Origin of the sequence: Pseudomonas sp. C2B4, from assembly GCF_013359695.1 — a bacterium.
In the GTDB taxonomy this organism is placed as follows: Bacteria; Pseudomonadota; Gammaproteobacteria; order Pseudomonadales; family Pseudomonadaceae; genus Aquipseudomonas.
Genome location: NZ_JABFMU010000003.1, coordinates 62,712 through 85,954, shown reverse-complemented (window position 1 = coordinate 85,954; position 23,243 = coordinate 62,712). Strand labels below are relative to the sequence as shown.

Annotated in this window: 20 protein-coding genes; 6 read left to right on the top strand and 14 right to left on the bottom strand. The window is 60.1% G+C overall.

Annotated elements, in window-relative coordinates; translation table 11 throughout:
* Positions 1–79: 79 nt before the first annotated feature.
* Positions 80–967, bottom strand: coding sequence for a DMT family transporter (locus HNQ83_RS03485; protein WP_175387686.1), 888 nt, complete (start codon positions 965–967; stop codon positions 80–82).
* Positions 968–1,063: 96 nt separating this feature from the next.
* Here HNQ83_RS03485 and HNQ83_RS03480 point away from each other — a divergent pair, with 96 nt between their 5' ends.
* The 3 genes from HNQ83_RS03480 to HNQ83_RS03470 all read left to right on the top strand — a co-directional run bounded on the left by HNQ83_RS03480 (position 1,064) and on the right by HNQ83_RS03470 (position 3,477).
* Positions 1,064–1,858 (top strand): helix-turn-helix transcriptional regulator, encoded by a 795-nt coding sequence (locus HNQ83_RS03480; RefSeq protein WP_175387685.1) that lies wholly within the window; start codon positions 1,064–1,066, stop codon positions 1,856–1,858.
* A 64-nt stretch (positions 1,859–1,922) separates the two neighbouring features.
* Positions 1,923–2,231 carry a PsiF family protein gene (locus HNQ83_RS03475; RefSeq protein WP_175387684.1) on the top strand — a complete coding sequence of 103 codons (309 nt, stop codon included), beginning with the start codon at positions 1,923–1,925 and terminating at the stop codon, positions 2,229–2,231.
* Between the two features lie 232 nt (positions 2,232–2,463).
* The gene (locus HNQ83_RS03470; protein ID WP_175387683.1) at positions 2,464–3,477 is read left to right on the top strand and encodes an AI-2E family transporter; all 1,014 of its coding nucleotides are present in this window, start codon (positions 2,464–2,466) and stop codon (positions 3,475–3,477) included.
* A 121-nt stretch (positions 3,478–3,598) separates the two neighbouring features.
* On the opposite strand, the gene HNQ83_RS03465 is transcribed toward HNQ83_RS03470, so the two are convergent.
* Positions 3,599–4,873, bottom strand: a complete 1,275-nt coding sequence (locus HNQ83_RS03465) for an Hsp70 family protein (protein ID WP_175387682.1) — start codon at positions 4,871–4,873, stop codon at positions 3,599–3,601.
* Between the two features lie 296 nt (positions 4,874–5,169).
* On the opposite strand from HNQ83_RS03465, the gene HNQ83_RS03460 reads away from it, so the two are divergent.
* Both HNQ83_RS03460 and HNQ83_RS03455 read left to right on the top strand, forming a co-directional pair.
* Entirely contained in the window at positions 5,170–6,117 is a 948-nt protein-coding gene (locus tag HNQ83_RS03460) for a DnaJ C-terminal domain-containing protein (protein ID WP_175387681.1), read from the top strand.
* 23 nt (positions 6,118–6,140) lie between these two features.
* A complete protein-coding gene (locus tag HNQ83_RS03455; protein ID WP_175387680.1) occupies positions 6,141–6,446 on the top strand; it encodes a chaperone modulator CbpM in 306 nt (101 codons plus the stop codon).
* A gap of 63 nt (positions 6,447–6,509) precedes the next feature.
* On the opposite strand, the gene HNQ83_RS31525 is transcribed toward HNQ83_RS03455, so the two are convergent.
* Together HNQ83_RS31525 and HNQ83_RS03445 are read right to left on the bottom strand one after the other, a co-directional pair.
* Entirely contained in the window at positions 6,510–7,427 is a 918-nt protein-coding gene (locus HNQ83_RS31525) for an RHS repeat-associated core domain-containing protein (RefSeq protein WP_175387679.1), read from the bottom strand.
* 218 nt (positions 7,428–7,645) lie between these two features.
* Positions 7,646–8,773, bottom strand: a complete 1,128-nt coding sequence (locus tag HNQ83_RS03445) for a sensor histidine kinase KdpD (protein WP_175387678.1) — start codon at positions 8,771–8,773, stop codon at positions 7,646–7,648.
* Positions 8,774–9,020: 247 nt separating this feature from the next.
* Between HNQ83_RS03445 and HNQ83_RS03440 the strand changes: the two genes are divergently transcribed.
* Positions 9,021–14,285: a dermonecrotic toxin domain-containing protein gene (locus HNQ83_RS03440; RefSeq protein WP_175387677.1), complete on the top strand. Its 5,265-nt coding sequence runs from the start codon at positions 9,021–9,023 to the stop codon at positions 14,283–14,285.
* A gap of 90 nt (positions 14,286–14,375) precedes the next feature.
* Here the strand turns inward: HNQ83_RS03440 and ureC are convergent, their stop codons facing one another.
* From ureC to urtB, 10 genes are all read right to left on the bottom strand, one after another.
* On the bottom strand, positions 14,376–16,076 hold the full coding sequence (ureC, locus tag HNQ83_RS03435) for an urease subunit alpha (RefSeq protein WP_175387676.1): 1,701 nt from the start codon (positions 16,074–16,076) through the stop codon (positions 14,376–14,378).
* Between the two features lie 139 nt (positions 16,077–16,215).
* Entirely contained in the window at positions 16,216–16,521 is a 306-nt protein-coding gene (locus HNQ83_RS03430; RefSeq protein ID WP_175387675.1) for an urease subunit beta, read from the bottom strand.
* Positions 16,521–17,054 carry a GNAT family N-acetyltransferase gene (locus HNQ83_RS03425; RefSeq protein ID WP_175387674.1) on the bottom strand — a complete coding sequence of 178 codons (534 nt, stop codon included), beginning with the start codon at positions 17,052–17,054 and terminating at the stop codon, positions 16,521–16,523. The genes HNQ83_RS03430 and HNQ83_RS03425 overlap by 1 nt, the downstream gene beginning before the upstream one ends.
* Before the next feature lie 5 nt (positions 17,055–17,059).
* The gene (locus HNQ83_RS03420) at positions 17,060–17,593 is read right to left on the bottom strand and encodes a GNAT family N-acetyltransferase (RefSeq protein WP_175387673.1); all 534 of its coding nucleotides are present in this window, start codon (positions 17,591–17,593) and stop codon (positions 17,060–17,062) included.
* 9 nt (positions 17,594–17,602) lie between these two features.
* Positions 17,603–17,905: an urease subunit gamma gene (locus tag HNQ83_RS03415; protein WP_175387672.1), complete on the bottom strand. Its 303-nt coding sequence runs from the start codon at positions 17,903–17,905 to the stop codon at positions 17,603–17,605.
* 160 nt (positions 17,906–18,065) lie between these two features.
* Positions 18,066–18,905 (bottom strand): urease accessory protein UreD, encoded by an 840-nt coding sequence (locus HNQ83_RS03410; RefSeq protein ID WP_175387671.1) that lies wholly within the window; start codon positions 18,903–18,905, stop codon positions 18,066–18,068.
* Positions 18,906–18,935: 30 nt separating this feature from the next.
* Positions 18,936–19,634: an urea ABC transporter ATP-binding subunit UrtE gene (urtE, locus tag HNQ83_RS03405; protein WP_175387670.1), complete on the bottom strand. Its 699-nt coding sequence runs from the start codon at positions 19,632–19,634 to the stop codon at positions 18,936–18,938.
* Between the two features lie 133 nt (positions 19,635–19,767).
* Positions 19,768–20,640, bottom strand: a complete 873-nt coding sequence (gene urtD, locus HNQ83_RS03400; protein ID WP_175387669.1) for an urea ABC transporter ATP-binding protein UrtD — start codon at positions 20,638–20,640, stop codon at positions 19,768–19,770.
* Positions 20,637–21,716, bottom strand: a complete 1,080-nt coding sequence (gene urtC / locus HNQ83_RS03395) for an urea ABC transporter permease subunit UrtC (RefSeq protein WP_175387668.1) — start codon at positions 21,714–21,716, stop codon at positions 20,637–20,639. The genes urtD and urtC overlap by 4 nt, the downstream gene beginning before the upstream one ends.
* A complete protein-coding gene (gene urtB / locus HNQ83_RS03390) occupies positions 21,716–23,218 on the bottom strand; it encodes an urea ABC transporter permease subunit UrtB (protein ID WP_175387667.1) in 1,503 nt (500 codons plus the stop codon). The genes urtC and urtB overlap by 1 nt, the downstream gene beginning before the upstream one ends.
* Positions 23,219–23,243: the final 25 nt, after the last annotated feature.

The window sequence follows — 23,243 nt, the reverse complement described above, 5'->3', positions numbered from 1 at the left end:
CGTTCTTCGCGAGCAGGCTCGCTCCCACATTTGAAGTGCATTCCCCTGTGGGAGCGAGCCCGCTCGCGAAGGCGTAAGGTCAGGCGACGCTGACCTTACGCCCCAACACCGTCGTCCACCGCTCTGAAACAAGCACCCCACCCAAGGTCAACATCCCGCCCACCAGGTGATACATCGCCAATTGCTCATGCAGCACCACCGCCGCAATCAGCGCCGTCATCACCGGCAGTAAATTGAAAAACAGCGTGGTCCGGCTCGGTCCCAAACGCACCACGGCCTGCATCCATGCCAATGGCGCCACCATCGAGGCCAACAGGCAGGCGTACAGCACCAGCGGAATGTTGTGCAGGGTCGGGCCGATTTTCGGGGAAGCAAGGAACAAGGGAAACAGCACCACCACCGCCACCAGCACCTGCAAATACAGCAACACCAGCGGCGGCAATTTCAGCTGCCATTTCTTCAGTAGCGTGCTGTAGACCGCGTAGGCCAGCGTGGCGACCAGCATCATCGCGTCGCCCAGGTTCACCCCGTGCTCCAGCAGCACGGCGAGGCTGCCGGACGACACTACGACCAAGACCCCGGCAAACGACAGCACCGCGCCAGCCAGCGCACCGGCGGTCAGGCGTTGGCCGAGGCTGATGATCGCCATGGCCAGGGACTTCAATGGCATCAGCGACAGGATGATGCCCATGTTGGTGGCCGAGGTCAGGGCTGCGGCGAAGTACGCCAGGCTTTGATAGACCGCCATACCGAGCACGCCGAGGATGAAAATCCTGCCCAGGTTCGGACGAATTGCCGGCCAATGGGCGATCACCGGTTTGAGCATAAAGGGGGTAAACAGCAGTCCGGCGAGCAGCCAGCGATAGAAACCGATCTCGGCGGGGAAGATCGCCCCGGCCGACATTTTTGTGATTACGGTGTTGCCGGCCCAAATAAAAATGGCCAGCAAGGGATAAGCGTATTGCATCGGGGAAAACCAGAACGTTAATGAGGGGCAATTATCCTCTGTCCGGATCAAAGCCTATACTTCGATCCAGACAACCCACCCTTGATTCCGGACAGCATGACCAGTCAACACATCGACCTGCTGGATTTCAGCGAACTGCCGGCCCCGGTGTACTTCCGCTACGCCGATTTTGACGCGCATCGCTTTGCCTCGGCGCACCGGCACCCGTGGGGCACGCTGGAGTACTCAGCCCACGGCGTGCTGCACATGGAGATTGGCGGCAGCCGCTTCATGTCACCACCGCAATACGCCGTGTGGGTACCGCCGGAAACCGAGCACAGTTTCTACAGCAACCAACCGATCAACTATCGCGCAGTCTGCCTCGCGCCGATCATATGCCGCGACTTGCCATCTCAAGCCTGCACCCTGGCCATCAGCGACATCCTCAAGGCCATCCTCAAGGATTTCGCCGCCCGTGACGTGAAAATTCCCGAGCGGGACGCGGATCAGCGTCTGGCCCAGGTATTGGTGGATCAGTTGCAACAGGCACCCGTGCATCAGCGCTATCTGCCTTACGCCAGCAGCGCCGGACTGCTAGGCATTCTTGAGGCCCTGCAAAACGACCCCGGGGATAACCGGCCGTTGGCGGATTGGGCGTCGCGCATCCATGTGAGTGAGCGCACCCTGGCACGGCAGTTTGTCCGCGAACTGGGCATGAGCTTCGGCGAGTGGCGCCAGCGCCTGCGGTTTCTCACGGCCATCGAAGCGCTGGACAGCCATCGCAGTGTTCAGGACGTCGCCTTCGACCTGGGGTACAGCACCGGCTCTGCGTTTATCGCGATGTTCCAGCGCCAGGCCGGGTGCACGCCGGAGCAGTATCGGCGTAGCCATCTGGAGAGCAGGAAGGTGTAACAGGCGTTGTCTACACTGCAAAACAAGGCCGTTCCCCTCGGTTCGGCAACAAGGAGAAAACTCCATGAAGATGTTGCGTGTCCCTTTGTTGATGATCGGTTTGCTGCTCTGCTCCCAAGGGTTCGCCGCCACTGAACAACAGAACAAGATGACCACCTGCAACGCCGACGCTACCGCCAAAAGCCTCAAGGGCGAAGAGCGCAAAGCCTTCATGAGCACTTGCCTCAAGGCGGCACCGGCCGCCAACGATGCCGGCAAAGCCTTGACCCCGCAGCAGGAAAAAATGAAAACCTGCAATGCCGACGCCGCGACCAAAGCCCTCAAGGGGGATGCGCGCAAGGCGTTCATGAGTGAGTGTCTGAAGAAAAAATAAAGACCGGAATCTGTGGTGAACGTGCTGGCCTCATCGCGGGCAAGCCCGCTCCCACAGTGGACCTGTGTTCGTAGGACAAATGTGGGAGCGAGCCTGCTCGCGAAGGGGCCGGCAAGGGCAGTGTAAAAAATGGCCTGAACCCCGACCAAGGTCGCCCCACACAATCCCTAGTGCTGGCACCGGAACGCTGGCAGACTGCCAATCCTTTTTACGCCGTTCGTTTTGAGGCTGTATGCCAACGTTTTCTCAACGTCAAGTTTTGCTGGTCATCAGCTGGGTCATCATTTTCGGTGGGCTGCTCCTGGTCATCCCGCTGCGGTTGTTGCCCAGTCTGCTGGCCGGGTTGCTGGTGTTCGAACTGGTCAACATGCTCACCCCGCAGTTGCAACGGCTGATCGAAGGTCGGCGTGCGCGCTGGCTCGCGGTGGCATTGTTAGGGACGTTGATTGTCAGCGTGCTGACGCTGATCTTTGCCGGCGCCATCAGTTTTCTGCTGCACGAAGCGGAAAATCCCGGGGCGTCCCTCGACAAGTTCATGGGGGTGGTCGACCGCGCTCGAGGTCAACTGCCGCCGTTTATCGATGCCTATCTGCCGGCCAGCGCTGCGGAGTTTCGCGTGGCGATTGGCGAGTGGATAAGCAAACACCTCAGCGACTTGCAACTGGTGGGCAAGGACGCGGCGCACATGTTCGTGACGTTGCTGATCGGCATGGTGCTCGGCGCGATCATCGCCTTGCAGCGCATACCGGACCTGACCAAGCGCAAGCCTTTGGCGGCTGCACTGTTCGATCGTCTGCACCTGCTGGTCCAGGCCTTTCGAAACATCGTCTTCGCGCAGATCAAGATTTCTCTGCTCAATACCTTCTTCACCGGGATCTTCCTGGCTGTCGTGCTGCCGATGTTCGGCATCAAGCTGCCGCTGACCAAGACCCTGATTGTGCTGACCTTCCTGCTCGGCCTGTTGCCGGTGATCGGCAACCTGATGTCGAACACCCTGATCACCATCGTCGGCCTGTCACTATCGATTTGGGTGGCCGTGGCCGCGCTGGGCTACCTGATCGTTATCCACAAGCTCGAATACTTCCTCAACGCGCGCATCGTCGGCGGGCAGATCAGTGCCAAGTCTTGGGAGTTGCTGTTGGCGATGCTGGTGTTCGAGGCCGCGTTCGGCCTGCCGGGGGTGGTGGCGGGGCCGATTTATTACGCGTATCTGAAGAGTGAGTTGAAGCAGGTGGGGATGGTTTGATCCAGCAGCTGTAGCGCCTGACAGGGCCTCTTCGCGAGCAGGCTCGCTCCCACAATTGTCCTGTATTCGCAGGTAAAATGTGGGAGCGAGCCTGCTCGCGAAAAGGACACTCGGTTTCGGATCAGTCCATCGTGCCGTAGCGCTTGGCCGCTTCAATGGCCAGGCCACTACCGATGCTGCCAAAGATATTACCTTCCACATGCCGCGCATTCGGCAGCATCGCCGAAACACTGTTGCGCAGGGCCGGGATCCCGCTGGAACCACCGGTGAAGAAGACGGTGTCCACCTCACCCACCTGCACGCCGGCATCGCTTAACAACTGGCTGACGCTGTTGCGCACACGCTCCAGCAAATTGTCGATGGCCGATTCGAACAGCGCCCGGCTCAGTTCCACGCTCAAACCGGCTTCGATGCGATCCAGCGGTACGATACGGCTATCGACGTGGGTCAGTTCGATCTTGGTTTCTTCCGTCAGCATCGCCAGCCAATGCCCGGCGCGCTGTTCGATCAGTTTGAACAGGCGATCGATGCCGCCGGTGTCCTCGATGTCGTAGCGCATGCTGCCCAGCGCCAGTTGAGACTTCTGTGAGTACACCGAGTTGATGGTGTGCCAGGTCGCCAGGTTCATGTGATGGCTGGTGGGCATGTAGGCGCCGCTCTTCATCCGGCTGCCGTAGCCGAACAGCGGCATCAGGCCTTGCAGGCTCAACTGCTTGTCGAAGTCGGTCCCGCCGATGTGCACGCCGCCGGTGGCCAGGATGTCTTCGTGACGGTTATCCACACCCCGACGCTCAGGGGACAGGCGTACCAGCGAGAAGTCCGATGTACCCCCGCCGATGTCCACAATCAGGACAAGCTCTTCTTTCTCGATGGTCGACTCGTAGTCGAACGCGGCGGCAATCGGTTCGAACTGGAACGAGACTTCCTTGAAGCCGATCTTGCGCGCGACATCCACCAGGGTGTCCTCGGCTTCTTTGTCGGCGACCGGGTCGTCGTCCACGAAAAACACCGGACGACCCAGCACCACTTCCTCGAATTCCCGACCGGCGGCGGCTTCGGCGCGGCTCTTGAGCTGGCCGATGAACAGCCCGAGCAGGTCCTTGAACGGCATCGCCGTGCCAAGGACGCTGGTGTCGTGCTTGATCAGCTTGGAACCCAGCAGGCTCTTGAGCGAGCGCATCAGGCGGCCTTCGTACCCTTCCAGGTACTCGTGCAGCGCCAGTCGACCGTACACCGGGCGGCGTTCTTCGAGGTTGAAGAAGACCACCGAGGGCAGGGTGATCTTGTCATCCTCCAGCGCAATCAGCGTTTCCATGCCGGGGCGCAGCCAACCGACGGTGGAGTTGGACGTGCCAAAGTCGATACCCACGGCACGGGCTGGAGATGCGTTTTTCATGTCTTTCGAGTTCCGGTTAAAAAACGGCCGCGCAGTGTATGCCAGTGCGGCACAGAATCGAAGGCCGGTTATCCGCTAAATCTTGCCGTTCACCGCTTGAAAGACGCGCCATCACCCCCAAACTACCCTGCATCAACCGGAGAGCCCCGGGGCGAGCACAAGTCGCCCCGCACGCTGCCGATAAACTTCTGATGCGCTGCCCGGTCACAACCTTGAGATCGGTCAACCTCTGCGCTGCAAACAGGCGCATGCTGTGGCAGGTGGCGCGAACTCGATAACGGATGGTGATTCCCGCGATGGACTTCAAAGACTATTACAAGATTCTCGGTGTGGAGCCGACAGCAGACGACAAGGCGATCAAGGCCGCCTATCGCAAGCTGGCGCGCAAATACCACCCTGACGTCAGCAAGGAAAAGGACGCCGAGGCCAAGTTCAAGGATGCCTCTGAAGCCTATGAAGCGTTGAAAAGCGCCGACAAACGCGCCGAATACGATGACCTGCGCCGCTATGGCCAGCATGGCCAACCGTTCCAGGGACCACCGGGCTGGCAGAGCCGTGGTGGTTTCGGTGGCGGTGGTCAGGACACCGGCGATTTCTCGGACTTCTTCAGTTCGATCTTCGGTAACCGTGGCCCCGGCTTTGGTGGCGGTGGCCAGTCGCGTCGCAGCACCGGACGTCGAGGGCAGGACGTGGAAATGGAACTGGGTGTTTTCCTTGAGGAAACCCTGTCCAACGAATCGAAGAAGGTCACCTTCCAGGTGCCGCAGTACAACGCGGCGGGCCAGCACGTCAGCAACACCCCTAAAAGCCTGAACGTGAAAATTCCCGCTGGCGTCAGCGACGGCGAACGCATCCGCCTCAAGGGCCAGGGTGCTCCGGGCGTGGGCGGCGGTGCCAACGGCGATCTGTACCTGACGATCCGTTTTGCGCCGCACCCGAAATTCGACGTCGAAGGCGAAAACCTGATCATCACGCTGCCGCTGGCACCTTGGGAGCTGGCGCTGGGCACCGAAGTCGCGGTACCGACCCTGACCGGCAAGATCAACCTCAAGGTCCCGGCCGGCAGCCAGAACGGCCAGCGCATGCGCGCCAAGGGCCACGGCTTGTTGAACAAGTCGGGTGAGCGCGGTTACCTGTTCGTGCAACTGAAGGCCGTCATGCCGAAAAAATCCGACGATGACATCAAGGCCTTGTGGCAGGAACTGGCGAAGAAAGCCGCGTTCGACCCCAGAGAAAACTTCTGATCCCAGACATGGAGTAGCCCGTCATGAGCAACCCCCTGATCGTTCAACTGGACCTGGCAGAATTCTGTGAGGCGACCGATTTGTCGGACGTCTACGTGATCGAAATCGTCGAGCACGGCATCCTCGAACCTCAGGGTGCCGTGCCCAAGGACTGGCGTTTTACCGATTACGAATTGGCCCTGGCCAAACGCGCCGCCAAGCTGCGCCATGACCTGGAGCTGGACTGGGAAGGCGTCGCCCTGGCGCTGGACCTGCTTGAAGAGGTCCAGCAGCTGCGGGCGGAGAACCGGATGTTGAAGCAGCGGTTGGGGCGGTTGGTGGTGGAGTAAGAACTCTTTGGATTGCTCCACCATACCTGTTACGAGCACGGCTGGTGATTCGATTGCCTGTACTCACTGCCCCCGCCTGATGAGGTCTAATAAATTGACCATTTCTCTACTGCTATGCGACCAGGTGCCATCGGGGTTCCGGCTCAAACTGTAGTGGCGTACCACGTGCTCAGATACCCTTCGTGGTGGAGGCAGAGGCGGTACGTTTGGATCTATTGAGTCGACTCGAAGGATTGTGATTTCTGCAGGTCGAGTTCTGTTTACTCTGGAGGAACCAGGATTCCGTGGCTCCACCATAAAGCCAGTGGCTGTCTGTGAAGTAGAACGCGTATGCGGTAACTGTGACACGGAAGGTGCAGGTCGATTAGGCAGAGCTGGCTCAATTCGTGTTTGCGCAGTTAGAGCCGTAACCTCGGAATATGAAGGCAGTTCCTCTAGCGTATAAGGAGGTGGCATTTGTGATTGTGAATAAGAGGGGGGAGGACGCAGTGCATCGCCAGCGGATAGCTCTCGGGCAACAGAGGGCGGTCTAGTCGGGGGCGCTACGTAAACATTAGCTCTAGCGGGTATCCTTGGAGGTGGTGGGGAAGGTGGAGGAGAAGCACGTCGTAGTAAGTTCAATGGATTTCTAAAGTGCCCCGTTGGATCCGTAAAGGTCCTCGGATCCCCCCCGCAATACCCATACGCATTAAACCCACCCTTCCCGAACGGACTCCAACTGTCCGGGCAATGAAAACGCATCAATATCGGGTTGTAGGCACGGTAGCCGTTGCCCAGTAAATACCAGCCGAAAATCCTCTCGCACAATTCACCGTTGAACCCAAAATGCGAGGCTCTTTCCTGCTGCGCGGCCTGCTGGCCATAAGGGGCATAAGCGATGGAATTACGCTGCCCCCCCGCGAGTTCGGCGTGTATCGAGTTTTTGTCGTCGGGTGCCAGCAGGATCGTGCGTGTCTGATTAGCAGAGGGCAGGTTGGGCATGGCGAAGCCTTCCTTGATAGGGGACTTGGAGCGATGCTCTCAGTCTGACTCGACCAGGAATGGCTGGGAACTAGCAGAACTGATAGTGAAAAGTTGCCCTGTTACCGGTCATGAATTTTTACATCGGCCCGCATGGCCCCTTCGCGAGCAGGCTCGCTCCCACAGGGGATTTGTGAACGACACCCATCAAATGTGGGAGCGAGCCTGCTCGCGAGGTGTCATGCCTTTCTCGGCAACACTACGGTAAACAACGTTCCGTCTGTTTCGTTCGAACTGACCTCAACCGTCCCGCCGTGCGCATCCACCACTTCCTTGACGATGAACAACCCCAAACCCAGGCTGGTGGACGGTTGGCCCAGTTCTTCATCGGCGCTGCGCACCAGCGGATCGAAGATGGTGCCGATGGACTCCTCGGCAATCGGTGCGCCGTAGTTGTGCACCGCGAGGTAAACAGTGTCGGGTTCGCCGGTGAGCGTCACCGTGACATCGCCTTCGGTCGAACCATGCTGCAAGGCGTTGCCGATAAGGTTTTGCAGCAACTGACTCAGCCGCGCGGCATCCCAGACGCCTTGCATATCCCCCACTACCTTCAGCGTTGGATCGCACTCGGGGTTTCCGGCGCAGGCCTGAGCAATCGCCTCGTGCGCCACGACAGCCAGGTCCATGGGGGCCGGGTCTATCGGCAGGCTTTTGCCCAGGCGGCTGCGCACCAGTTCCAGCAAATCATTGACCATCGTCGCCATGTGCCGCGTGCCGCGCTTGATGTTGTTGGCGCAGGTCAGTGCATCGCCTTCCAGCCGTGTTTTGCGCATCAGTAATTCGGTGGACATGCTCACCGCTTGCAAGGGCGCGCGCAGGTCATGGCCGAGAATCGCCAGGAAGATATCCCGCGAACGGTTGACCTGTTCGGCATAGGCGGCGGTGGATTCGGCGAGGGCTTCGTCGATGGCTTCGTTGAAACGGATCATGTCCTGGAAGTACGCCCTATCCGGTGACTCCAGGCTGTCGACCCACAGGCGAATCACACAGGCGCGAAGGTGACGGAATTCGCTGGTCATCTGCACCAGGTCGAATCCCACGGTATGCCGCAACTCGCCGTGGTTGGCACCGGCTTCATCGAGGCTTGGCGTTTTCTCCGGACCTTCACCCCTGGCTTTGGCCATCTGCTCGCCTTCGCTCTGGGGCTTGGCCATGTCCCGTGCGGCCGCCAGCAAAATGGCCTTGGCGTGGTCGCGAAGGGCCACTCGATCCAGGAATTCGGCGGCGGGGGTGATGGTTTTGGCGAATTGCTCCCACTCATCGACGATACGGTCCGCGTGTTGCCTGATGAAGTCGGGTAATCGCATGGGCGCAGTCCTGGAGCAGGTGGAGGCGAGGTGTGTCGAAATAGTAGCCCCTTTGGGCCGGGAGTAAACCTGCCGCAGGGCGGACGCACAATGAGCCGCTCCAGGGGTGGTACGGATGTATATCAATCCCTTTGCTTTTCGAATGTTGTGCCTGTTCATGGCGTTTGAACGGCCAACAATTCGAACTTTTTATTTGCCGGGGCATGAATAGTCTATTGGCTTCACTATTCATTCGAAGGTTTGAACCATGTCTGATTCGCAAGGAAGCAATCCGGCGACCATCCCCGCTCCGGTCAGCGTTAACCAGGGTATTCATGAGCAACGAGTGACTGAAGTCATTCCCGCCGCGATAAAAAATGCATCGCCCGCCGTGCTGGAATCGATGTTGTCGCTCAAGGCAAGGATGCCGGACTGGCACATCGCATTACCGGCGAGCCATCGACAGCGATTGAAAGCGCTGATTGACGAGCGCTGGCGCTTGCAGGGCGAACTCGATGAATTGCTGGTAGACCTGCAAAGCGATATCAATGCCTTTGCCAAACCGTTGCTGCAAACATCCTTGCAGGCGAACTACAACAGTTTTGAAGATCCCGAAACACTGTCACTGCACCTGTATGTTCCGGACAACCTCATCTTTGGCATTGATACCGGTGTCAGTCGCATACGTCGAAGTTCATTGCTCGCCGCGGCGTTGCATAATTTTGAAGAGGCGGAAACCCGACCTGGTGCGTTCCGAAGCGGGTCGGGTGTCTTTCGCGACGGTGTGCAGGGAAATCCACAACCGATTAGAGCCATGACGCCGGAAGGTTTCGCCAGCCTGTGTCGCAGGCTGGACATCGGTGGGCAGTATCAAACCCATATCAAAGCGAAGCTGGCACCCACCGACCCCACCGCACAGCACTTGTTGCAAGAGCGCTCGATTGCCAGCGAAAAAGCAGCCTTCAAATCATCGGCTTTTATAGCTCGCCTGAAAGGCGATATCAGCGTTGAGGCCTTGAACTGTCTTAACGCAGTCGCTGATGAGCAAACAGGTATCAGGTTCAATGGCTTGCCCCTGGGGTGCCATCGTTTGTCACTGATGGGCTTTCGCCTGACGTCCGTCGTGCTGTTCAGTGCCGTCAGCGAAGCTTCGGAAGTGAAAAAGGCAGTGGATGCCTTGACGCCGGAAAGCTTGAGATTCTGGGCAGACTGGTCTCGGCGAATTCCGTTTTTAACCGGCAACGCCTATGAGAACTTCAAGCTGATCCAGGCCTTCTTCGCCAATGGTCCCACGGGTATCAAGGACGAAATGTTGCGCAATGATGACCTCTATAAACAGAGTCGCCTTACTGGCCGATTGATCGCCTATGTCCCGGATGACCCCGACCATCCGCTGAAAGAATATGACTCCCTGACCGAGTTCATGAAGACCTTGATCGGCCAGCTGCGCGAGCCGGATTACCAGGCCTTTTTCAGCCGGTTCGTGGCGCAGAAAGACAAAGGCCATTTTTTCGCCAGGCTCAACGAACGCATCAAGACCATCAAGTGGCAGCAGCGACAACCGCTCGACATGGGACCGTGGTGGCGCGAGACCGCCGTCGAGAACCCCAACGCGGAGCCCATTACCAATCTGATCCTCGGTGACTTGTGGGTCGCCCTGTTTCAACAGCGGCGGGACAAGGTCATTGCCGATGCGCGCTGCATTGCCGTGCCGACCGGCGATGAAGATGCAACCAGTCGCTGGAAGCGATTGACCAGCTATCTGGACATCGGTTGGAACTTGTTCACCTTCGCGGCGATGCTGGTGCCCGGATTGAATGAGGTGGTGCTGGGCGTCATGGTTGCGCAGATGTTGGCGGAACTGGCCGAAGGTATTGAAGACTGGAGCAAGGGCGATAAAGAAGAGGCATCGGCCTACATCAACGGTTTCCTGATCAACTTTGCACAGTTTGCGTTGATGGGCGCGGGGCATGCCCTGCCCAGGGCGCCTGTCGCACTTTCGCCCTTCGTCGAAAATCTCAAACCCATCGAGATCAATGGCAAGGAACTTCTGTGGAACCCGGACCTGGCGCCCTACGAGCATCCGGTGGTCTTGCCGCAAGCCTCGCAGCCCAACGCGCTGGGCCTTTACCCGCATGGGGGCGAGGATGTGCTGCGACTCGGGGGCAAGCATTACGTGGTGGCACAGGATCCCGAAAGCGGGCTGCACACCCTCAAGCACCCTCGGCGGTCAGGCGCGTATCAACCTCTGGTAAGTCATAACGAGGCCGGCAGCTGGAAGACTGAAATCGATCGTCCCCTAGCGTGGGACAAAACCCATATGCTGAGGCGATTGGGCACCGCCACCGACACGCTGTCCGATGAGTCCCTTGAACAGATCCTCATCGTCAGTGGCGTCAGGGAAAACGCTTTGCGCAGGATGCACGTCGAGCACGAAGCACTCTCTGCGATGCTGACCGAGACCCTCGAACGCTTCAAGCTGTATGCGCAGGCCGGTGAGCTCGACAAGCAAATCCTCGCGGACAGGATTCCCGAAGCGTTGGAGGACTTGGTTCCCGCGTTCATGACCGAACTCCCGCGTTGGCCTGACACCCGGTCAATCGCGTTGTTCGACGGGCCAGGGCTGGACGGAACATTTGTCGATTTCGGCAACGTCGGGGGCGTGGCTGATCGCCAGATCAGACTGTCCCGCTTCGAGTTACGGGCAGGTCGTTTGCCGATTCGCGTGATCGAGAACTTCAGCGAAAAGGAAATCCATGAATTGCTCGGCCAGGGCATTTCCAGCGACAAACAAGTGCGCATCAACGAGTTGCAAAAACGTCTGGCCGAGCAGGCGGGCAAACAACGTAAACGTATCTTCGACGTCCTCTACAAACAAAGGAAGATCCCTGACAGTGCCGATGTGCGGTTGCTGCGGGACAACCACCCGACGTTACCCGCGACCATCGCTGAAGCGATACTGCGCGATGCCACCCCGGAGGAACGGCTGCACCTGACACAAAAACACAAAATCCCCCTGGGCCTTCGCGAAAAGGTGCGAGCCGCAGAGAGCCAGCTACGCTTGAGCCGCGCCTACGAGGGCCTGTATCTGGAAGCACTGGAAGACACGGACACCCGTCGGCTTGAACTGGCTTCGCTCGCGGCCATGCCCGGTTGGTCGGGTGGGGTACGCATCGAGGTGCGTGCCTTCTCGTACATCGGCGAATTACAGGCCAGTGTCGGGCCTGAAGATGCCTCGATTCGCAAAGTGCTGTTTGTCGATGAACAAGGCCTGTATCACACCAGGGACGAGCAGGGGCAGCAGCTGCACGGTGCCGATGACTTCTATGCCTCTGTGTTGCATGCATTGCCCGATAGCGAACGCAAGGCGCTTGGGTTCCAGATATATGAGGGGGCCAGGCTCAAGCAAGCGCTTCAGCGCACGCCGCTAAGCCATGAGCGTTTTGCCTCCGTGCTGGGACAGCATCCGATCCGTAAACCGGCCTACGATCCGCAAGTCATGCGCCTTCGAGGCGGCGGGCCAGAATATTCGCGCAAAGTGGGTGAAGAGACGATCCGTCAACGCCTTGGTTGGTTGTACCCGGGCTTCACCGAAGCGGAAATGGGTGAGTTGATCAATGGGTTCGGGAACTCGGCATCTGAGCGCCTGAAGGCATTGGAGGATGAATTCGACCAGCTGGAACAGTCGCTCAATCGCTGGATAAGGTCGCCTGCAGCCATACCGGGCAACCGTGCGGCGATGCGGGAAATCAGATCCAGGCAGGACATCGCTGCGCAGATCAAACAGTGTTGGCAACGGACCGGACCGGCGGGAATCGAGGTGCCCGGTATTGTTCGTCCCCAGGCGCTCGATCTGGATGGGCATTCAATGAGCTTGCACTTGGCGAGCATGCCGAAACTGACGGCCAATTTCGATCACGTCACCTATCTGAGCATGCGCCAGACCGGCATGCTGGCCGGTCAGGGGCACTTTCTGGAGTCGTTCCGACACCTGCGCTATCTGGATGCTACCGGCAATCGACTGAATCGTTTGCCGCCTGCCATTGGCGAAATGCCCTTTCTCGAGGACCTGCTTCTGAGCGGCAACAGCATCGAGCTGACTCCGCAAGCGGTGGCCCAATTGAGGGGGCTTACCCGTCTCAGATCCCTGGGTTTGAGAGACAACCCATTGAGGTGGGTGCCCGACATCGGCCGGATGCCGGACCTGCGCCTGCTGTTACTGGAAAATACCGGCGTCGACAGCTGGCCCACCGGGTTGTTCGCCAAGCCTCGTCCGCGCAATTTCTACCTGGACCTGCGACGCAATCCGATCAGTCAAATACCTGAAGTTGCTCCCGGTTCATTCCGTGCCGAGTTGCTGGCCCGTACCCTGTTGAGTCGAGAGACCGAATGGATCTCCCCGGAAAACCTGAACACCCTCAGGCGCTATACCGAATCGGTCGGACTCGACCCCGAGCGCCCTTATCCGCCCAGGGGAACCCTTGACAGCGTTCAATGGGCGCAGGGTATGTCTGGTCAATGGCAGACCAAGCAGGCCATTTGGGATGCGGTCGAGGATGAGTTCAACTCCGAGCACTTTTTCGACGAGATCAGGGGGCTGACCCAGTCAGCCGACTTCAAGGCCGGCGGTCTGTATCGACAAGAGCTGACGGCCAAGCTCTGGCGCATGCTCGAGGCCATGGAAAAGGACAGCGAATTGCGCGCGACGATTTTTGCCGAAGCGGTGGCGCGAACACAATGTGTGGACGGGGCAACGCAATTGTTCAACCTCATGGGCATGAAAGTGCTTGTCCACGAAGCCTATGCGTTGGCCAACCCCGCCTTGGTCGAAGCCGAGCTGGTCGAGTTGGCCAAGGGGGCATCGCGGCTGAACGAAATCGAGAGGATTGCCGAGCAGCACATCGCACAACGCATCAAGAAAGGGGAGGCGTTTCGCCGGGTGGGGGCCGACGGTGACGTGACCGGGACCATTGATGTGGTCGAGGTCCATCTGGCGTTCACCACCGCACTGGCGCAGCCCGAGTCGGAAGGTGGCCTGAACTTGCCCTGGCAGGCGCGCACCATGCAATTCAGCGGCATTGCCGGTGTCACCTTGCCGATGATTGAAAACGCCCGTCTCCGGGTCCTGGAGCTGGAAGAAGGCGATCTGCTGCGTGATTCGATCGCCGAACAGCCCTTCTGGAAATCCTATGTGGAAGAGAACAACCGATCGGGCTTCGCGCGCTTTGAACGGCGAATGAACGCGCTCTATGAGTTCCAGATGGCACTGGACGAGCGGGCCGCCGGTTCGAACCTGTCACCGGAAGACATGGATCGACTGACAGCCCGGATCCGAACGCTGGCCTTTGAACTGGGAAAACCGGAAAGCGAGTTTGCTCCGGGCAAAGTCCTGACGGCGGACGAATTTGAAGTGCAATACGGTGCGATAAAAGATGAGCAGGACGCCTATCTAAAGCAGTTGACGCAACAAGCGATGGATCGGGCGAAGCTGCAAAGGGCGGAAATACCCTTCACCGTTGAAGCGTCTGACTGAGTGCCTGATCGGGAAAGTAGCGATACCCGTGCGTGACAGGAGTGAATGAAACGAACCCGAATGCTGTTGAGCGCAACATTCGGGTTTTTTTTAGAACAAAAAGTACCGCTGCGCCATCGGCAGCGTTTCTGCCGGTTCACACCAAAGCAGTACGCCATCGGCCTTGACCTGATAGGTCTGTGGATCGACATCGATGCTCGGCAAATAGTCGTTGTGGATCAAGTCGGTTTTCTGCACCTCGCGACAACCCTTGACCACGGCAATTTTCTTCTTCAAACCCAATGCTTCCGGCAAGCCTGCCTCCTGCGCCGCCTGGCTGATAAAGGTCAGGCTGGTGGCGTGCAGCGAGCCGCCGTAACTGGCGAACATCGGGCGGTAGTGCACGGGTTGCGGCGTTGGAATCGAGGCATTGGCGTCGCCCATCAGGCTGGCGGCAATGGCGCCGCCCTTGAGAATCAGCGTCGGCTTGACCCCGAAAAACGCCGGTCGCCACAGCACCAGATCCGCCCACTTACCCACCTCCACCGAACCCACTTCATGGCTGATGCCATGGGTGATCGCCGGGTTGATGGTGTATTTGGCAATGTAGCGTTTGGCGCGGAAGTTATCGTTGCCTGTGCCATCACCGGGCAGTGGTCCGCGCTGCTTTTTCATCTTGTCGGCGGTCTGCCAGGTGCGGGTGATGACTTCGCCGACCCGCCCCATGGCCTGGCTGTCGGAACTGATCATCGAGAACGCGCCGAGGTCGTGCAGGATGTCTTCGGCGGCGATGGTTTCGCGGCGAATGCGGCTTTCGGCGAAGGCCACGTCTTCGGCAATGCTCGGGTCCAGGTGGTGGCAGACCATCAGCATGTCGAGGTGTTCGTCGATGGTGTTGCGGGTGAAGGGCCGGGTCGGGTTGGTGGAACTCGGCAGCACGTTGGCGAAGCCGCAGGCCTTGATGATGTCCGGAGCATGGCCGCCACCGGCACCTTCGGTGTGGTAGGTGTGGATGGTGCGACCCTTGAACGCGGCGAGGGTGGTTTCCACGAAGCCCGACTCGTTGAGGGTGTCAGTGTGGATCGCCACCTGTACGTCGTACTGATCGGCCACGCTCAGGCAGTTGTCGATGCTCGCCGGGGTGGTGCCCCAGTCTTCGTGCAACTTGAGGCCGATGGCACCGGCCTTGACCTGCTCGATCAATGGCTCCGGCAGGCTGGCGTTGCCCTTGCCGGTCAGGCCGATGTTCATCGGGAACGCATCGGCGGCCTGGAGCATGCGCGCCAGGTGCCACGGACCAGAGGTGCAGGTGGTCGCATTGGTGCCGGTCGCGGGGCCTGTGCCACCGCCGATCATGGTGGTGACGCCGCTCATCAGCGCTTCTTCGATCTGCTGCGGGCAGATGAAGTGGATATGGGTGTCGATGCCGCCAGCGGTGAGGATCATGCCTTCACCGGCGATGACTTCGGTGCTGGCGCCGACGGCGATGTTGACGTGGGGCTGAACGTCCGGGTTACCGGCCTTGCCGATGGCAGCGATTCGCCCGTCCTTGAGGCCGACGTCGGCCTTGACGATGCCCCAGTGATCGATGATCAACGCGTTGGTGATCAGGGTGTCGACGACGTCGGCGGCGAGTAGCTGGCTCTGGCCCTGGCCATCGCGGATCACTTTGCCGCCGCCGAATTTCACTTCTTCGCCGTAGGTGGTGAAGTCCTTCTCGACTTCGATCCACAACTCGGTATCGGCCAGGCGAACCTTGTCGCCAACGGTGGGGCCGTACATGTCGGCGTAGGCCTGACGGGAAATCTTCATTCGTTCGCCTTGGTATTCAATTGAATTTGAAATCGTTCGCTGCGCTCACTTTCGCGAGCAGGCTCGCTCCCACCGTTGATCGCATTCCCCTGTGGGAGCGAGCCTGCTCGCGAAGGCGCCGGTGAATGCACCCTGAAACCTACAGGTCACCCATGATCCTGCCGGCAAACCCGAACACCCGACGATGCCCGGCCAGATCCACCAGTTCCACCTCGCGACTCTGCCCCGGTTCGAAGCGCACGGCGGTGCCGGCGGGGATGTTCAGGCGCATACCGCGGCTGGCTCCACGGTCGAAGGTCAGGGCGTCGTTGGTTTCGAAAAAGTGGTAGTGCGAGCCGACCTGGATCGGCCGGTCGCCGCTGTTGGCCACCGTCAGACTGATCGTGCGGCGGCCGGCGTTGAGTTCGATGTCGCCGGGCTGGATCTGGTATTCACCGGGAATCATCAATGGGCTCCTTGGAGAATCTTGTAATAGAGGGCGGTCGGCTTGTAGCGGCCGCTCGGGTCGCAGGCGTAATCGGGGATTTCACCGGCGCGGGTGTAACCCAACGCCTTGTAGAAATCTTCGGCCGGGGAGCCGGCCTCGGTGTCGAGGTAGAGCATGCCGCGCCTGTGTTGCAGGGCGGCCTGTTCCAGCGCGGACATCAACTGCTGGCCCAGACCCCGTCGCCGCGCATGCTCGCGCACCAGCAGTTTCTGCACTTCGGCACGGTTCAGGCCATTGGCTTTCTGGCACAGGCCGAGTTGTACGCTGGCCTGCACCTGTTCGTCCTTGACCACCACCCACAGCAACACATGGCCCTTGTTCAGGTTCTCCTGAACCTCATCGAAATACGCACGGGCCTGGGTTGCATCAAGATTGGCCATGAAGCCGACACTGGCGCCATAACCCACGGCATCGAGCAGCAGATCAATCAGGCCCTGACGGTAGTGCGCAAAACTTTCAACATTGACGCGTCGCAGTTGGGCGGGGTTCATCGGCATCACTCCTTGCTGGCGCTCGGGGGTTGTGCGCCAGGATTCAGGGTCAATTGCATAAAGGTCAGGTCCAGCCAGCGACCGAACTTGGTGCCCACCTGGGGCATTTGCCCGGTGATCACGAAGCCGATGCGTTCATGCAAGCGAATCGAGGCGGCATTGCCGCTTTCGATGGCGGCGACCATCACGTGCTTGCCACAGTCCCTGGCACGCTCGATCAAGGCATCCATCAGTTTCGGGCCCAGGCCATTGCCGCGCTGATCGCTGCGCACGTAGACCGAGTGCTCGACGGTGTGGCGGAAACCATCGAACGGCCGCCAGTCGCCGAAGGAAGCGTAGCCCAGCACGTTGTTGTCGGCGCCGGTGATCACCAGGATCGGATAGCCCTGGGATTGCCGGGCGCTGAACCAGGCCTGGCGGTTGCCGAGGTCGACGGCCTGTTCGTTCCAGATTGCCGTGGTGTTGAGCACGGCGTCGTTGTAGATGTCGCGTATCGCCGGCAGGTCGGCGTGTACCGCATCGCGAATGGTGTAAGTCATGGGGCGGCCTCAGGCGATGGGTTGGTGGACGGTGACCAGTTTGGTGCCGTCGGGGAACGTCGCTTCGACCTGGATCTCCGGGATCATTTCCGGGATGCCTTCCATCACTTGTTCACGGCTGAGCAGGGTGGTGCCGAAGTGCATCAGTTGTGCGACGGTCTGGCCATCACGGGCGCCTTCGAGCAGCGCCGCCGAGATATAGGCCATGGCTTCCGGGTAATTGAGTTTCAAGCCGCGGGCCAGACGCCGCTCGGCCACGAGGCCGGCGGTGAAGATCAGCAGCTTGTCTTTTTCGCGTGGGGTCAGGTCCATCGTTGGAATCCATCAGGGCAGATTAAAAAGGTTTTCGGACCTGTAAACACAAATCCCTGTGGGCGCGAGCCTGCTCGCGAAGGCGGTTTCAGATTGAACATCTGTGTCGTCTGACATACCGCTTTCGCGAGCAGGCTCGCTCCCACATTTGGATTGCATTTCAGGTGCTCCATATTCTGGGTGGGACCGCTTCGCGGCCAAGCAACGCCGGCCTGAGCAATCGCCATAATTCAATCAACCAACCGCGCGCCAACAGCGCTTCGCTGGCCAGGCACCGGGCCACCAACAGCCCCGGCAACTGCGTCAAATCCCCGCGCACGTCATTGGGCAACGAGCGGCACTTCTCCAGCAGCTCGCTATCAATCTCGCCAGTCACCAACAGCGTGGCAAACACCGGTTGCCCGTCCAGGCCAATGGGCGAATCGAGCAAACCGTCATTCCCGGCAATGCGCTGCCGTTCGTGCCAGAGCAACTGGCCGTCACGGCGGATATCCAGGTGCGATTGAAAATGCCCGAGATCGAAGCGCTCGCCGCTGGCCGGACGACCCAGGGCCACCACGTCCCAGTAGAACAGCCGGGCATCGCCTTCGAGGTCGATGCAGGTGCTGAGTTCAGCCTGTGCCGCACTGAAAATGATCGTCTCCTGGGGCAACCATTCCAGTGTCGCGCCGTCCGCCACTTTCAAGTTCAGTTGCTGATAGGCGGGGCCGGCAGCGCGGTACCACTTGGCCGCGCCGGGGCTGGTGATCTGCGCCCAGGCATCGCGACCGACAGTGGCCGAGATGTCCAGGCGATCACCCCCGGCAATCCCGCCCGGGGGGTGGACGATGATGTGCTGGCAGACTTCCGGACCTTCGGCATACAAATGCTTCTGCACCCGCAGCGGACCCAGGTGTCGGCGCTGTACCGGACGCGTGCTGTCACCGAAACGGGCGTAGCCCAGTTCCAGTTCGGCGTGCCAGCTCGGGGTGAACAATGTGATGGGGGCAGGTGAATTCATGGTTTCTAATTATCGTTAGGTTGCTACAGATTAAATCGTAACCAGACCGCGCACACCCTCGGCTTCCATATTTTCGCCGCGTCCCTGCTGCACGATCTCGCCCCGGGACATCACCAGGTAGTGATCGGCCAGTTCGGCGGCGAAGTCGTAGAACTGCTCCACCAGCAGAATCGCCATATCGCCACGGGCCGCGAGCTTCTTGATCACCGCGCCGATCTCCTTGATCACCGACGGCTGGATGCCTTCAGTGGGTTCGTCGAGGATCAGCAAACGCGGACGGCTGGCCAGGGCTCGTCCGATGGCCAACTGTTGCTGCTGGCCGCCGGACAAATCACCACCACGCCGTTGCTTCATTTGCAGCAGCACCGGGAACAATTCGTAGATGAAGGCCGGAACCTCCTTCGCCTCGGCGCCTGGAAATCGCGAAAGACCCATCAGCAGGTTTTCTTCCACGGTCAGTCGCCCAAAAATCTCCCGGCCCTGGGGCACGTAAGCGATGCCGGCATGCACTCGCTGATGCGGCTTGTACGTGGTGATGGGTTTGCCTTCCCAGTTCACCGCGCCTTCCTTGGCAGGAAGCAGGCCCATCAGGCACTTGAGCAGGGTGGTCTTGCCCACCCCGTTGCGGCCGAGCAGGCAGGTGACTTCACCGACCTTCACGTCAAACGTCAGGCCACGCAGGATGTGGCTTCCGCCGTAGTACTGGTGCAGCTTGTCGACTTGCAGCATTCCAGATTCTCCCCCAGTCCCCTGTGGGAGCGAGCCTGCTCGCGAAGAGGGTGTATCAGTCACCAAATAGGTTGTCTGACCCAGCGCATTCGCGAGCAGGCTCGCTCCCACAGTTTGAAAAGTGTTTGCAGGTCTAGCGACCGAGGTACACCTCGATCACCCGCTCATTGTCCTGCACCTGCTCCAGCGACCCTTCCGCCAGCACGCTGCCCTGATGCAGCACGGTGACGTGGTCGGCAATCGAGCCGACGAAGCCCATGTCGTGCTCCACCACCATCAGCGAGTGCTTACCGGCCAGGCTCTTGAACAGCTCGGCGGTGAATTCGGTTTCGGCGTCGGTCATGCCCGCCACGGGTTCGTCGAGCAGCAGCAATTGAGGGTCCTGCATCAGCAACATGCCGATTTCCAGGAACTGCTTCTGGCCATGGGACAACAAGCCGGCCGGGCGATTGACCGAGGCAGTCAGGCGAATGGTGTGCAGCACCTCGGCAATGCGATCCTGCTGTTCACCATTGAGGCGCGCCCGCAGACTGGCCCACACCGACTTGTCGGTTTTCTGCGCCAGTTCCAGGTTCTCGAACACGCTCAGGGCTTCGAACACCGTTGGCTTCTGGAACTTGCGGCCGATGCCGGCCTGGGCGATCTGCACTTCACTCATTTGCGTCAGATCGAGGGTTTCGCCGAACCAGGCCTTGCCGTGACTCGGGCGGGTCTTGCCGGTGATCACGTCCATCAGCGTGGTCTTGCCCGCGCCGTTGGGGCCGATGATGCAGCGCAGTTCGCCGACGCCGATGTACAGGTTCAGATCGTTCAACGCCTTGAAGCCATCGAAACTGACGCTGATGTCCTCCAGGGTCAGGATGGTGCCGTGGCGGGTGTTCAGGCCCGGACTGACGCGCTGACCGAGGCCGATGGCATCACGGCTGCTGCCGGCGTCCTTGTTCGGCTCCAGTGGCGGGAAGAAGGCTGGTTCGAGCATGAATTCAGCGCTCGCAGTGACTCTCATTGTTCACCTCTCTTTTTCAGCAGACCGATCACGCCTTTGGGCAAATACAGGGTCACGACGATGAACAGCGCGCCGAGGAAGAACAGCCAATATTCGGGAAAGGCTACGGTGAACCAGCTCTTCATTCCGTTGACCACGCCGGCGCCGAGCAACGGGCCGATCAGTGTTCCACGACCGCCGAGGGCGACCCACACGGCGGCTTCGATGGAGTTGGTTGGCGACATCTCACTTGGGTTAATGATCCCGACTTGCGGCACATACAACGCTCCGGCCAGACCACACAACACCGCGCTCAACACCCAGACGAACAGCTTGAAACCCCGTGGGTCGTAGCCGCAGAACATCAAGCGATTCTCGGCATCGCGCAGGGCGGTCAACACGCGACCAAACTTGCTTTGCGCCAGTCGCCAGCCGATGAACAGGCTCGCCACCAGCAACACCACCGTGGCGAAAAACAGCACCGCACGCGTGCCCGGTTCAGTGATGCCAAAACCAAGGATGGTGCGGAAGTTGGTGAAGCCGTTGTTGCCGCCAAAACCGGTTTCGTTGCGGAAGAACAGCAGCATCCCGGCGAAGGTCAGGGCCTGGGTCATGATCGAGAAATACACGCCCTTGATCCGCGAACGGAAGGCGAAGAAGCCGAACACCAACGCCAGCAAACCCGGCGCCAGCACCACCAGGCACAGGGCCCAGAGGAAGCTGCTGGTGCCGGTCCAGTACCAGGGCAATTCGGTCCACGACAGGAAGGTCATGAATGCCGGCAAGCCATCGCCCGAAGCCTGGCGCATCAGGTACATGCCCATCGCATACCCGCCGAGGGCGAAGAACAGGCCGTGGCCCAGGGACAAGAGACCGGCGTAGCCCCAGACCAGATCCAGTGCCAGGGCGACGATGGCGTAGCAGAGGATTTTGCCCACCAGCGTCAGCGTGTAAGCCGACACATGCAACGTGCTGTCCGCTGGCAACAACGACAGCAGTGGCAACGCCAGCAGCAGTACGAGGATGACCGCACCGACGGCGATCGTGACTTTGGGGCCGGCCTTTTGGGTAGCCGTGACCATTAGTGGCTGGTTCATCAGTCGATCACCCGTCCCTTGAGTGCGAAGAGGCCTTGCGGACGTTTCTGGATGAACAGAATGATCAGCGCGAGGATGAGGATCTTGCCGAGCACGGCACCGATCTGCGGTTCGAGAATCTTGTTGGCGATGCCCAGGCCGAAGGCGGCGAACACGCTACCGGCCAGTTGCCCGACGCCGCCGAGCACCACTACCAGGAACGAGTCGATGATGTAGCTCTGGCCGAGGTCCGGACCGACGTTGCCGATCTGGCTTAGCGCCACGCCGCCGAGCCCGGCAATGCCCGAGCCGAGGCCGAAGGCGAGCATGTCGACCCGGCCGGTGGGCACGCCGCAGCAGGCGGCCATGTTGCGGTTCTGGGTGACCGCGCGAACGTTCAGGCCCAGGCGTGTCTTGTTCAGCAGCAGCCAGGTGAGGACGACCACAAAGAGCGCGAAGGCGATGATGACGATGCGGTTATACGGCAGCACCAGATTCGGCAGCACCTGAATCCCGCCCGACAACCACGCCGGGTTGGCCACTTCGACGTTCTGTGCGCCGAACACCAGGCGCACCAACTGGATCAACATCAGACTGATGCCCCAGGTGGCGAGCAGGGTTTCCAGCGGACGCCCGTAGAGGTGACGAATCACTGTGCGCTCAAGGGCCATGCCGATGGCGGCGGTGACGAAGAACGCCACCGGCAGTGCGATCAGTGGATAGAACTCGATGGCCTGCGGGGCGAAGCGCTGGAACATCAGTTGCACCACGTAGGTCGAGTAGGCGCCGAGCATCAGCATCTCGCCGTGGGCCATGTTGATCACGCCGAGCAGCCCGAAGGTGATCGCCAGGCCCAGCGCCGCCAGCAGCAGGATCGAACCGAGGGACATGCCACTGAAGGCCTGGCCGAGCAGTTCGCCCATCAGCAGTTTGCGTTTGACCTGGGTGAGGCTGGTCTCGGCGGCGGTGCGCACATTGGCGTCAGTTTCCACGCCCGGATCCAGGAGGCTTTCGAGGCGTGTGCGGGCCAGCGGGTCGCCGGTTTCGCCGAGCAGGCGCACGGCAGCGAGGCGCACGGCGGGATCGGTGTCCACCAGTTGCAGGTTCGCCAGGGCCAGGCTCAGGGCCGCGTGGACGCTTTCATCCTGTTCACCCGCCAGTTGTTGATCGAGGAATTTCAGCTGCGCGGGTTTAGCGCTTTTCTGCAATTGCTGCGCGGCGACCAGACGGATTTTGGCGTCGGCGGCGAGCAATTGGTGACTGGCCAGCGCGGTGTCGATCAGACCCCGCAGGCGGTTGTTCAGGCGCAGGGTTTTCGGCTGGCCATCGACCGTCAACTCGCCTTGTTGCAGGGCGTTGATCAGTTCGATGCGCGCCGGATCGGGCTGCGCGGCCCAGGTTTCGAGCAGCTTGGCTTGCTGCATGGGGTTGGCGGCGACGAAGTCTTCGGCGTCGCTGGCGAACGAGGCCATCGGCAGCAAAAGTGCGAGGGCAAGAATCAAGCGGTAAAGGGCAGTGGGCATAGAGAGTCGCCTTGCACGGACTAAA